11 protein-coding genes are annotated in these 12,224 nt (G+C 64.9%); 2 read left to right on the forward strand and 9 right to left on the reverse strand.

Annotated elements, in window-relative coordinates; translation table 11 throughout:
- From EN738_RS20800 to EN738_RS20815, 4 genes are all read right to left on the reverse strand, one after another.
- Positions 1–1,345, reverse strand: a 1,345-nt coding sequence (locus EN738_RS20800; protein WP_127285344.1) for an anthranilate synthase component I, incomplete at its 3' end; no start/stop codon positions are given.
- 238 nt (positions 1,346–1,583) lie between these two features.
- Positions 1,584–2,639 (reverse strand): succinylglutamate desuccinylase/aspartoacylase family protein, encoded by a 1,056-nt coding sequence (locus EN738_RS20805; RefSeq protein WP_127285345.1) that lies wholly within the window; start codon positions 2,637–2,639, stop codon positions 1,584–1,586.
- A 101-nt stretch (positions 2,640–2,740) separates the two neighbouring features.
- Positions 2,741–4,117 carry an FAD-containing oxidoreductase gene (locus EN738_RS20810; protein WP_127285346.1) on the reverse strand — a complete coding sequence of 459 codons (1,377 nt, stop codon included), beginning with the start codon at positions 4,115–4,117 and terminating at the stop codon, positions 2,741–2,743.
- Entirely contained in the window at positions 4,114–4,575 is a 462-nt protein-coding gene (locus EN738_RS20815) for a DUF4126 domain-containing protein (RefSeq protein WP_127285347.1), read from the reverse strand. The genes EN738_RS20810 and EN738_RS20815 overlap by 4 nt, the downstream gene beginning before the upstream one ends.
- Positions 4,576–4,704: 129 nt before the next feature.
- On the opposite strand from EN738_RS20815, the gene EN738_RS20820 reads away from it, so the two are divergent.
- A complete protein-coding gene (locus EN738_RS20820) occupies positions 4,705–5,262 on the forward strand; it encodes a sugar O-acetyltransferase (protein ID WP_127285348.1) in 558 nt (185 codons plus the stop codon).
- A gap of 18 nt (positions 5,263–5,280) precedes the next feature.
- Here the strand turns inward: EN738_RS20820 and EN738_RS20825 are convergent, their stop codons facing one another.
- Entirely contained in the window at positions 5,281–6,273 is a 993-nt protein-coding gene (locus tag EN738_RS20825; RefSeq protein WP_127285349.1) for a helix-turn-helix domain-containing protein, read from the reverse strand.
- Positions 6,274–6,397: 124 nt separating this feature from the next.
- Between EN738_RS20825 and EN738_RS20830 the strand changes: the two genes are divergently transcribed.
- On the forward strand, positions 6,398–7,045 hold the full coding sequence (locus EN738_RS20830) for a cysteine hydrolase family protein (protein ID WP_127285350.1): 648 nt from the start codon (positions 6,398–6,400) through the stop codon (positions 7,043–7,045).
- A 72-nt stretch (positions 7,046–7,117) separates the two neighbouring features.
- Here the strand turns inward: EN738_RS20830 and EN738_RS20835 are convergent, their stop codons facing one another.
- From EN738_RS20835 to EN738_RS20850, 4 genes are all read right to left on the reverse strand, one after another.
- On the reverse strand, positions 7,118–8,797 hold the full coding sequence (locus tag EN738_RS20835; protein ID WP_127285351.1) for a formate--tetrahydrofolate ligase: 1,680 nt from the start codon (positions 8,795–8,797) through the stop codon (positions 7,118–7,120).
- A gap of 317 nt (positions 8,798–9,114) precedes the next feature.
- Positions 9,115–10,239, reverse strand: coding sequence for a DUF2333 family protein (locus EN738_RS20840; protein WP_127285352.1), 1,125 nt, complete (start codon positions 10,237–10,239; stop codon positions 9,115–9,117).
- Between the two features lie 15 nt (positions 10,240–10,254).
- Positions 10,255–11,562 (reverse strand): DUF6638 family protein, encoded by a 1,308-nt coding sequence (locus EN738_RS20845; RefSeq protein WP_127285353.1) that lies wholly within the window; start codon positions 11,560–11,562, stop codon positions 10,255–10,257.
- A gap of 65 nt (positions 11,563–11,627) precedes the next feature.
- Entirely contained in the window at positions 11,628–12,041 is a 414-nt protein-coding gene (locus EN738_RS20850; protein ID WP_127285354.1) for a DUF559 domain-containing protein, read from the reverse strand.
- Positions 12,042–12,224 lie beyond the last annotated feature (183 nt).

Genomic DNA, 12,224 nt, shown 5'->3' on the forward strand with positions numbered 1-12,224 from the left:
CCCCGCCATACCAGGCGCGCGGGCTCTTCTCGTTCTGTTCGATGAAGCGCATGGCCCAGAGCTTCGGCGCGCCGGTGACGGTGACCGCCCAGGCGTGCGACAGGAAGGCGTCGAAGGCATCCATGCCCTCGCGCAGCCGCCCCTCGATATGGTCGACGGTGTGGATCAGGCGCGAATACATCTCGATCTGGCGGCGGCCGATGACACGCACCGAGCCCGGATCGCAGACGCGAGATTTGTCGTTGCGGTCGACGTCCGAGCACATGGTGAGCTCGGACTCATCCTTCTTGGAGTTGAGCAGCTTCAGGATCTGCTCGGAGTCCGAAATGGCGTCGTCGCCGCGCTTGATCGTGCCCGAGATCGGGCAGGTCTCGACGCGGCGGCCATTGACGCGCACGAACATCTCCGGCGAGGCGCCGATCAGATATTCGCCCTCGCCGAGATTGATGAAGAAGGAATAGGGCGACGGGTTGATCGATTTCAGCTTACGGGAGATCTCGGAAGGCTCGGTCTCGCAGCGCTCGTAGAACATCTGGCCGGGCACCACCTCGAACAGATCGCCGCGCTTGAAGCTCTCCATCGCCCGGCGCACCAAATTGGCGTATTCGCCGGGCTCGTGATCGCCGCGCGGCGGGATGCGGTCGGCAGTCCTGAACGGCTCGACGGCGGCGTCGCGGGCCAGGCCTTCGGTCGAAAATCCCTCGCCGGAATAGTCGTAGCGATCGGTCCAGGCCTTGGTCGAATAGTGGTCGACGACCAGGATCTCGTCGGGCAGGAACAGCACCAGGTCGCGCTGGCTGTCCTTGCGCTCGAGCTTGTAGTCGACCGGGTCGAACTGGAAGGCGAGGTCGTAGCCGAAGGCGCCATAAAGCCCGAGATTGGCGTCTTCCTCGGTCTTGAACAGGGCGGTGATGGCGCGCAGCACCGTGAACACCGAAGGCACGCGGCTGCGCTCTTCCTCGGTGAAGACACGGCCGGGCTTTGCCACATCGAGGCGAATGAGCTTCCTCGTGGACTCGGCGATCGTTACCTCGCTTAATCCCGCGAGCGTCTTGCCGATCACCGGCAGCAGCGCCTCGCCACGGCCGTTTAGCGCCTCGATGCGCATGGCGCGGCCGCGCGCCGAGATCACCAGCGGCGGGTCGATGATGGCGGTGTCCCAGCGCGTGTAGCGGCCCGGATATTCGTAGTTCGAGGAGAACACCGCGCCGCGCCGCGAATTGAGGCCATCGACATAGGCGTCGATCGCCCCGTCATAGGGCCGGTCGTGGCGCTCGCGCGTTATCGTCACGCCGCCGGCGGTGACGAAGCGCTCGGCCCCGTTGTCCAGAACTTTTGTCGTCATTGCCGTCTCCATCAGCGTTTTGGGCAACGGACCCGGGAATGGCTTAAAAAACAAATGGCCGCCCGGACATTCCGTTGCGGCCACCCTCTCTATTCACGCGCACGCGTTCGAACAGGCCGCTGTCAGCGAGCCCACCACCAAACAGTCTTGTTCGAGCGCATGTTCATGGGATTCCCATAGCGGCGAATGAACGGCCGCGCAACTGGATTCCACGAAGCTGGTAAAGGGCCTGCCTCTCTCAGTCCTCCAGCGTTCCCGACCTTGCGTCGTCGCTCCTTTTGTCGCCGACCAGCTTCAGAAGGTCTTCGCCGGCGCGGATGATGCGCCGCGAACGCCTGGTCAGGATAAGGCCGGCCTGGGGCGCGAACACTTCCGTGCTGCCGCCCGTTTCGCCCGGGGCGTAGACGATTTTGGCGAGCCGCGCTCCCTTGGCGACGCGGTCGCCGGGCTTCACGTCATAGACGACCGCGCCACCCTTCGGCGCCGGCATCATGTCGATGTTTTCCAGCGGCGCCACGGTGCCGGTGAAGGCGCCGGGCGTGGCCAAGGCGGGATCGGCGACAACGCCGCGCGCGACAAGCAGCCGATAGAGCCCCTCGGCATCGGCAGCGGCCAATTCGCCGTCGACGTCGAGTATGCCGCGATACTCGACCGTGGTGGCGACCCGCCGGTCAAAACGCGCGACTTCGGCCGGAACGTTCTGATAGGGCATGATCGAGGCGCCCTCGAAGGTGCCGTCAGTGTCCTCGTTCCACAACAGCACCGCATCGACGCCCATGGCCGCCGCGCAATCGGCCATCGCCGGCCACAGGCTGGTGTGGATGTAGAGGTAAGGCAGGCCCTCGTCGTCGCAATGCAGGTCGAGCACGATGTCATGGCCGAGCGAGAGTTGCAGCAGTCGCGACTTCAGCCGCTGGTCGGGTGTGGCAAGAGTCGTATCGGGCAAAAGCGCGGTGTCAGGCGCGGCAAGCAGCGGGAAGCCGCGGTTGAAATTGGTGCGCGTGCCAAGATGGAAGCGGCCCTGATGCTCGCCGAAATGGTACTGCGCGCGGCCGATCGGGTTGGCCCAGGGCACGATGGTGATGCCGCCCCTGATGCGGCCCTCGGCTTCGGCCCTGGCGAGCATCGGCATCAGCGCGTCGATGGCGACCACGCCCGGCAGTTCGCCGGCATGGAGTGCCGCCTGCAGATAGGCCGAAGGCGCCGCCTTGTCCGTCCCCTCGAAGCGGAGGACCGGGAATTCGTAGGAAACACCCTCGCTGTCGCCGGCGATGCGTTCGATCGATCTGTGCATGGAGGCCTCCGGGAAAGAGGCGAACCCATGCACTTTTGCGATTGCGCTGTCGATTGGTCCAGGCCGAGGCGCTATGGGCGCAAACCACGCCGATGGCGACACTAGGCCAGCGGCTTCAGCTCCTGGGCTATGGTCGGCAGAAGCTCGGAGACGTTGGGGTGGATGTGCATGGCACGCGCCAGCGTCGATATCGGCGCCTTGGAATACATCAGGTCGAGCACCGAGTGGATCACCTCGTCGCCGCCCGGACCAAGCACCGAGCAGCCGAGGATCTCGCCGGTGTCGGCGTCGGCCAGGATCTTCATGAAGCCCTGCGTCTCGCCTTTTTCCACGGCGCGGCCGACGCGGGTCATCGGCCGCTGGCCGACCAGCGCGCGGCGGCCGGATTTCCTCACCGCGGCCTCGGTCATGCCGCAGCGGCCGAGCGGCGGATCGATGTAGAGCGCATAGGCCTCGATGCGGTCGCTGACCTTGCGCGGATCGTTGTCGAGCAGGTTGGCGGCGACGATCTCGAAGTCGTTGTAGGAGGTGTGGGTGAAGGCGCCCTTGCCGTTGCAGTCGCCCATCGCCCAGATGCCGGGCACGCTGGTCCGCAACTGGTCGTCGACGACGACGAAGCCGCGCCTGTCGACCTCGACGCCGGCCTTGTCGAGGCCGAGATCGTCGGTGTTGGGGTTGCGGCCGAGCGCCAGCAGCACATGCGAACCGACGGCGGGCGGCTTGCCGGCGGCGAAGGTGACGGCGACATCGCTGCCCTGCTTGGCAAAACTGATGTCTTCGGCGCCGAGATGCACCGTGATGCCTTCGTTCTGGAGGATCGACAGGATGGCAGCCGAGACGTCCTCGTCCTCGCGGCCGGTCAGCCGCGGGCTCTTTTCGATCACCGTCACCTCGGAGCCGAAGCGGCGGAACATCTGCGCGAATTCGAGCGAGATGTAGCTGCCGCCGACGACGACGAGATGGCGGGGCAGCACGTCGAGATCCATCATCGAGGAATTGGTGAGGTAAGGCACCTCCTCGACGCCGGGCAGGTCGGGAACGGCGGCGCGGCCGCCGGTGTTGAGGAAGATCTTCGGCGCGGTCAGCAGCTCGTCGCCGACGCGCACGGTGTTGGCGGACTCGAAACGCGCATGGCCGCGGTAGAGCGTGCATTTCTCCATGCCCGCGATCCAGGTTTCCAGCCCCGTGCGGGAAGCGCCCGACACCTTGTCCTTGCGCGCCTTGATCGCTTTGTAGTTGACGCCCACCGGGCCGGATAAGGTCACGCCATAGTCGGCGGCGCGGCGGGCGAGATGGGCGGCGTAGGCGCTCGCCACCATCGTCTTGGTCGGGATGCAGCCGGTGTTGACGCAGGTGCCGCCGACGAGCTTGCGCTCGACCAGCGCCACGCTCATGCCGGCCGCGTTCAGCCGGCCGGCGAGCGGCGTGCCGGCCTGGCCGGCGCCGATGATGATGGCGTCGAAGGTTTTTGCCGTCATGCCACGGCCGCCACGATCAGCAGGCCGCCGATGATCGCGACGGCGTCCTCGATGAAGGCGGCGGGCGGGTCCTTGCCGAAAGCTGCCGCCAGCCGGCCGCGGAACTCGGCGCCGCCAAGCGTGCCGATCACGGCGCCGATGGCGCCGGCAATCAGGCCGCCGATGGTGGCGCCGCCGGTCGCGCCGAGCACGGCGCCGCAAAAGGCGCCGATGATGACGCGGGCGCCGAACTGCTGCGGCACCTTGCGGCTCGGCGTCGACGGCAACTGGTCGGTGATCAGCTCGGCGACCCCCAGGATGGTGGAGATGCCGACGGCGATCCAGTGCCCCATGAAACTCGCCCAGCTGCCGGCGACCGGCAGCCAACCGAGCCAGGCGCCCCAGGCGGTGACGGCAAGTGCCGTTCCGGCGCGGAGCCCGGCAACGACCCCGATCAGCAATGCAAGCAGATAAAGCATGATTGACCCCCTCGATGTCAGGACCTCGCAGTCCGGCGCGAGCAAGCTAGCATAGGCCGGACATTTGGCCAGCAGGCTTTCGCCCAGCAAAGGATTGTGCTTTGGCAGTAATTCGATGGAGACGCGGCCATGACGACAAGTGAGCGCATGAAGATGGCGGCGGGCGAGTGGTACACTTGCGTCGATCAGGAACTGGAAGCGCTGCGCGTTGCCGCGCGCGATGCGGTGTTCGAGCACAACGGCCTGCCGCCCCGGCAGCGCGGCGACATCGGCCCGGCCTTACGGTCATTGTTGGGAAACGCGGGCGAGGGGGCGCGCATCGAGGGGCAGTTCCACTGCGCCTACGGGTTCAACCTCTTTCTCGGAGATGGTGTCTTCCTCAATGCCGGCTGCACGGTCCTCGATACGGCGCCGGTGCGCATCGGCAAGCGAACGCTGCTTGGGCCCAATGTGCAGATCTACTGCGCCGAGCATCACCGGGAGGCTGCAGGAAGGCAGGCGGGCCTGGAGATCGCCAAACCGGTGACGATCGGCGCCGATGCCTGGATCGGCGGCAGCGCCATCATCCTCGGCGGCGTCAACATCGGCGAGGGCGCGATCGTCGGCGCAGGCGCCGTGGTTACCCGCGACGTCGCAGCGAACACCACGGTGGTCGGCAATCCGGCGCGTCCGGTCAGGCAGCGTTGAGCGGCTTGCCGGTTCGGGTCAAAACATTGCGGCGTGTGTCGGCCTTTTGGCACCGGCACTCCTGGAGAACTCGCGCCGATATTGCATCGGCGAGGTCTTGAGCCGCGCGGAAAAATGCTGGCGCAGCGAGGTGGCGCTGCCGAAGCCGGCTTCGAAGGCCACCGTATCCATCGATTTCTCCGTCGCCTCCAGCAGCCTCTGCGCGAGCGCGATCCGCTGGTCGGCCAGCCAGTCGCCGAAGCTGGTGCCGATCGACTTCTGGAAGCGGCGCGTGAAGGTGCGGCGGGTGAGGCCGGCCGCCTCGGCGACGCTGTCGAGGCTGTGCGCCTCGCCGAGCGTCGCCCGCACCTTGTCGAGGGCCTGCGCGAACCGGTCGGCGGTCGGGGTCGGCGCCAGCGGGCGCTCGATGAATTGCGCCTGACCGCCTTGCCGGTGTGGTGACAGCACGACATGCCGGGCAAGCCGCAACGCCACTTCCGCGCCGTAGCGGGCGCGCACGATATGCAGACAGCAGTCGAGCCCGGCGGCGACGCCGGCCGAGGTTACGATGTCGCCGTCGTCGACGTAGAGCACGTCGGCGTCGACGGCGATGTCGGGATGGAGCGCCTGCAGCCTGTCGGTATAGGCCCAGTGCGTCGCCGCCTTGCGTCCGCCGAGCAGTCCCGCGGCGGCGATTGCGAACGTGCCGAGGCACAGCCCCACGATCAGCGCGCCGCGCCGGTGGGCGCGGCCGAGCGCCTCGGTCAGCGTCGCCGGAAGCGGGTCTTCGAGGTCTTTCCAGCTTGGAATGATGACAATGTCGGCATCGTCGAGTGCCGCAAGCCCATGCGGGACGGCGATGGTCAGCCCGGCGTCGGTGTGGATCGGTCCCTCCTCCATAGCGCAGACGCGGAAATCGAAGCGCGGCAGGCCGAGCCTGGTGCGGTCGGTGCCGAACACCAGGCAAGGCACGGAGAGGTGGAAGGGGCTGATGCCGTCGAAGGCGATGACGGTGACGATCGGGTCGGCCATGGGAGCTCCGGGAGAAACAGGCAAGATTGTCCCAATTCTTTCGCACGATGTCAATCGGGACACTTTTGCCGCGTTGGCGCCGGGCCTAGCTTGTGCCCATCAACCCGATCGAAAGGAGATCGCCATGTCCGCACCAGCCAATACCGCCCAGCCGCGCCGCGCCCTCGTCGTCGTCGACGTCCAGAACGACTATGATGGCGGCAACCTCGCCATCCAGCATCCGCCGTTCGGCGACAGCGTCGTCAATGTGGCGCGCGCCATGGACGCGGCGTCGGAAGCGGGCGTCAAGGTAGTGGTCATCAAGCAGATGGCGCCGGAGACCTCGCCGATCTTCGCCAAGGGAAGCCATGGCGGCGAGCTGCATCCCGAGATCGCCGGGCGAAGTCGCGACCATTATGTCGAGAAGACGCTGCCCTCAGCCTTCACCGGCACCGATCTCGAGGCGTGGCTGCGCGCCAATGCCATCGATACGATCGCGGTCGTCGGCTACATGACGCACAATTGCGACCTGTCGACCATCATCCATGCCGTGCATATGGGCTTTGCGGTCGAGTTCCTTTCCGACGCCAGCGGCTCGGTGCCATACGCCAACAGCGCCGGCTATGCCTCGGCCGAGGACATCCACCGCGTGGTCACCATCATCCTGCAGTCGCGCTTCGCGGCGGTGCTCAAGACCGCTGAATGGATCGACTGCCTGAAGACCGGCGCCTTGCCGGAGCGCGACACGATCTTTGCCTCCAACCAGCGCGCGCTGGCGCGCAATGCAGCTTAGCCGCGCTCAAATCCGCAAATGAAAAGGGCGCCGCGAAAGCGGCGCCCTTTGTTTTCGCAGCCGAAAGGAAGCCTAGAACAGGCCTTCGATCTGGCCGACCTCGTTGAGGAAGATCTTTTCGGAGGAGGGCGCCTTGGGCAGGCCGGGCATGGTCATGACCTCGCCGCAGATGATGACGACGAAGCCGGCGCCGGCCGAGAGCCGGACCTCGCGCACCGGCACGGTGTGGCCGGTCGGCGCGCCGCGCAGGTTCGGATCGGTCGAGAACGAATACTGGGTCTTGGCCATGCAGACCGGCAGGTTGCCGTAGCCGGCCTGCTCCCAGGCGTGCAGCTGGTCGCGGATCGACTTGTCGGCGATCGCCTCGTCGCCGCGGTAGATGCGCTTGACGATGGTGTTGACCTTCTCGAACAGCGGCATCTCGTCGGGATAGAGCGGCGAGAACTGCGAGGCACCGGATTCGGCGATCTCGACGACCTTTTTTGCCAGATCCTCGATGCCGGCGGAGCCTTGCGCCCAGTGCTTGCACAGGATCGCCTCGGCGCCCTGCGCCTTGACGAAGTCCTTCATAGCCTGGATTTCGGTGTCGGTGTCGGTGGTGAAGTGGTTGATCGCCACCACCGCCGGCACGCCGAACTGCTTCACGTTCTCGATGTGGCGGCCGAGGTTGAGGCAGCCCTTCTTGACCGCCTCGATGTTCTCCTTGCCGAGGTCTTCCTTCTTGACGCCGCCATTCATCTTCATGGCGCGCACGGTGGCGACGATGACTGCGGCCGCCGGCTTGAGGCCGGCCTTGCGGCATTTGATGTCGAAGAATTTCTCGGCACCGAGGTCGGCGCCGAAGCCGGCTTCAGTGACGACATAGTCGGCGAGCTTCAGCGCCGTCGTCGTGGCGACGACCGAGTTGCAGCCATGGGCGATGTTGGCGAACGGACCGCCATGGACGAAGGCCGGGTTGTTCTCCAGCGTCTGCACCAGGTTGGGCTGCATGGCGTCCTTCAACAGCACCGCCATGGCGCCGTCGGCCTTGAGGTCGCGGGCATAGACCGGCGACTTGTCGCGGCGGTAGGCGACGATGATGTCGCCGAGGCGCTTCTCGAGGTCCTTGAGGTCGGTGGCAAGGCACAGGATCGCCATCACTTCCGAGGCGACGGTGATGTCGAAGCCGCCTTCGCGCGGATAGCCGTTGGCGACGCCGCCGAGCGAGCAGATGATCTCGCGCAGCGCCCGGTCGTTCATGTCCATGACGCGGCGCCAGGCGACGCGGCGGGTGTCGATGCCGAGTTCGTTGCCCCAGTAGATGTGGTTGTCGATCAGCGCCGAGAGCAGATTGTGCGCCGTGGTGATGGCGTGGAAGTCGCCGGTGAAGTGGAGGTTCATGTCCTCCATAGGCACGACCTGCGCGTAGCCGCCGCCGGCGGCACCGCCCTTGACGCCGAAGTTCGGGCCGAGCGAGGCCTCGCGGATGCAGACGATCGCCTTCTTGCCGATGCGGTTGAGCCCGTCGCCGAGACCGACCGTCGTCGTCGTCTTGCCTTCGCCGGCGGGCGTCGGGTTGATGGCGGTGACGAGGATCAGCTTGCCGTCCTTGTTGCCTTTCACCGACTTGATGAACTCGGCCGAGACCTTGGCCTTGTCATGGCCGTAGGGCAAGAGATGCTCGGTCGGAATGCCGATCTTGGCCCCGATCTCCTGGATCTGTTTCTTCCTGGCGGCGCGCGCGATCTCGATGTCGGACTTCACTTCGGCCATGACGGCTTTCCTCTGGATTGGTCGGTGGAGGGGACGGGTTTGATGATCTGTGCATGTTCGAGACGCCGTGCGGGCGTGAGGGCATGTTCTAACCCTGTCGCTGCCGCGGCGTCAACTTTCATGCAACTATGTTTCCTGCGAAGAAAGAGTGTTCCTGCTGCCGGGCCGCTTTGGGTCGGCTATCTCGAGCCCGGTCGTTGCGCCGTATAGAAGCCAGAGCGGATGCCGCGCCGCCGTCTCAAAACAGCCGCGCAATGCACCGAATGCGACAGGGGCGACGGCGCAAATCCGCAAGCGCCCTTGGTGGGGGGATGCCGCTACTGCGTCAGCACGTTGCTGATCTCGACCATGTTGGAGCGCACCCTCAGCACGTAGAAACCCATCGTGGTCAGGTGGGTCGGCAGCAGCCAGCCGTCCTCGCGGCCGTTGGCGATGATGAAGGGCTGGATGCGCAGCGCCGAGACGAATTGCGAATCCATCGTGTCCCACAGGTTCTGCAGGTGCTTTTCCTTGATGACGTCCTCGAAGTCAGCCTGGGCGGCCTTCATCAGGCCGTAATAGCCATAGAGCTGGCCGTAGGCGAACCAGAAGCGGTCGTCGGCGCGGAAATCGAACCAGCCGTCATTGTGGTTCTCGGCGCGCTCCTTGAGGATTGCCGAGGTCGAGCCGATGTCGGACGAGATGCGGTCGATATATTGCTTGAGATTGTCGGCGCGGGCGTCGAACGTCGCCTGGCAGCTGGCCAGCCTTGCGTTGAACGAGCGCAGCTTGCGCACGGCGTCGCGATAGTAGCTCGGGGTCGGCGTCTTCGGACCGAACGGATTGAGGCCGAAATACCAGGTCTCCTCGTCGAACTGCAGATTGCCGCGCGCATCCTGGAGATCGGCGTCGATCTGCGAGGTCGTGCGCACTCGGCCGAGATTGTCGGCAAGCTCCGTCGCCGTGCGCCGAACCGCCTGGTTGATGCCGCGCTGGAAGGAAGCCTTGTTATCCATCCACGGCGTATGGTCCCAGTCGATGCCGAACAGGCCGAGCTTGTAGAGGATCATCGACGAGATCCAGGCATTCTGGTTGACGTTGAAGTCGGTCAGATCGGCCGCCACCTGGGCGATCGCCGAATTGCCGCAGGTCTTGGCCGTATCGGTGCCGGCGCCGGCCGAGACCTGCTCGCCGGCCGACACGTTGCGCTTCTCGAACGTGTAGGTGTCGGGATAGTTCGGGTTGAAATTGTTCCACCACTGGGTGGCGTAGAAGAAATTGGCGTAGAGGCCGATGAGCACCAGCAAGGCCAGCCCAACCACCGCCTTCAGGATCCAGCCGCGCTGCCCATACCAGCGGCCGGCCCACATGAACGGCCACAGGACCACGCCGACGAGAAGACCGATGCCGCGGCCGATCCACTGGAAGATCTGGGTGAAGAAACTCACAATCGGGTCAAGCATGGCTCTCGTCACCCCTCAATCAGTCAAGCCGTAAAGGCGCGTGCGGAACGCCGCCTTGTCTTTCAAATATGTGGTTTTCAGAACGTCCACAACATGCGAGCGCCAGGCGTCGCTGAAGCCGTCATAGTCCCTGTAGAAGCCGGGCTTGTTGAAGACGTAGCGCGAGACGAAGTCTTGCGGCACGAAGTCGGAGATCAGCTGGTTGGTCAGCCAGGCATCGGGATGGTCGGGCTTGGCGCGGATCACCAGGAAGCGCTGCTGCGGGAACACTTCCTCGATCTTGAGATGGCCATACTGGGCGATCTCGCGCTTGGCGGCGTTGAGGAAGGGGAAATTGCCGTCCCTGGTGATCAGGTCGGTATGGCCATGGATCCAGGTCTGCAGCCAGACCTTGTCGACGTCGGTCAGATTGCGGTTCGGCTCGGTGTCGCGGATCAGCGCCCGCACCACCATTTCGGCGCGATGCTCGAGATAGCCGGAGGCTTCGATCCAGGAGGCGCGCGGCAGCTCTATGCGGCCGGTCGCGGCGAGGAATTTGAACACCTTGTCGGCGTCCTTGATCGACAGATAGCTCACCTGCCACGGCCGCGAGCGGCGGAAACCGGGCGCGGCCGGGTCGCTGATGACGGTGGTCATGTCGGGATCGACGAAGACGTAGAGGCCGCCGAAATGGCTGGTCCAGTAGGCGTTGTGGCGGAAGATCACCTGGTCCGGCACCAGCGCGTTCTCGCGGATGTCGCCGCAGACCTTGGCCAGCTCGACCCTGCGCTCCAGCATGGCGTTGTCGCGCCAGGCGTCGGGCTCCTGCTTCAACCTGTCGACCAGCTTGCCGAGCTCGGCAGCCTTGCCGAGCACATCCTCTGCCGACAGCACCCTGAACTCGACCTGATTGATCGACAGCAGGTCCTCGATATCGTCCACCTTGGGCACCGAGTCCTCGATCTCGCCGTAGATGACGTCCTTGATGGTCAGCGCGTCGATGGCGCGCTGGTTCTTGGACATGAACTCGAACATCAGCTGCGAGGTGTTTGAGAAGGCGGTGTGGACCACCGGCAGGTCGATCTGCGACGGCGTCAGGATGATGAAGCGGCGGTTGACCTCGTTGGGATCGAGATAGTCGTAGTCGCCGCATTCGTCGGCGACCTCGGGCGAGAAGCCGGTGCGGTCGATCTGGAAGCTGTTCAGCCTGGTGGGATTGAGGCCAAAGGCGACGAGCGCCTTGTTGTAACGCTGGATGAGATGCGGCTCGTCGACGGTCAGCAACCTGCCGTAGATCAGCTCATTGTCGCGCAGAAGGTCGGGTTTCTTGGCGGGACGGGTCATTTATACCTTCTCCCCGTTCACGGGGAGAAGGTGCCCGAAGGGCGGATGAGGGGCGGCGCAAGCGTTCATCGTCTCTCTCCCGACGTGGCGGCCGGCAGAAATCTCACATCGACACCAATCACTTTGCGATCCAGCCGGCCATCAAGGGCTGCGATGATCGTATCAAGCACGCTCGCGCGGCTGTTCAAAACATCCGCGTGCCAAACCCTCAATACCGACCAACCATTTCCATTCATCGTTTCATCTCTGTATCGATCCCGAGACCGACCCGCGTGCTGGCTGCCGTCGACTTCCACGACCAGATTAGCTTCACGACAGGCGAAGTCTGCGAAAAAGGGCCCAATCGGTAGTTGGCGAACAAACTTGTGGCCGTTCAATCGCCGTCCGCGCAGTTCATGCCACAATCTGTCCTCGGCATCGTTCTCAACCCTCCGTAGCTCACGGGCTCTCGTGACCTTCGACTCATTTCCTCCACGCATGGTGCTGCCCCTCATCCGCCCTTCGGGCACCTTCTCCCCGTGAACGGGGAGAAGGAAGATCATGCATTCCATAGCCCCTTCTTCTTCATCTCCTCGATTTCGCGCACGGCGCGGTCGCGCAGCCTGGTGTCGCGGATCATCTTGGTCACGGCGGCGTCGTCGGACTTGTCAGAATAGCGGAAT

The organism is Mesorhizobium sp. M4B.F.Ca.ET.017.02.2.1, assembly GCF_003998955.1.
Taxonomy (GTDB): domain Bacteria; phylum Pseudomonadota; class Alphaproteobacteria; order Rhizobiales; family Rhizobiaceae; genus Mesorhizobium; species Mesorhizobium abyssinicae.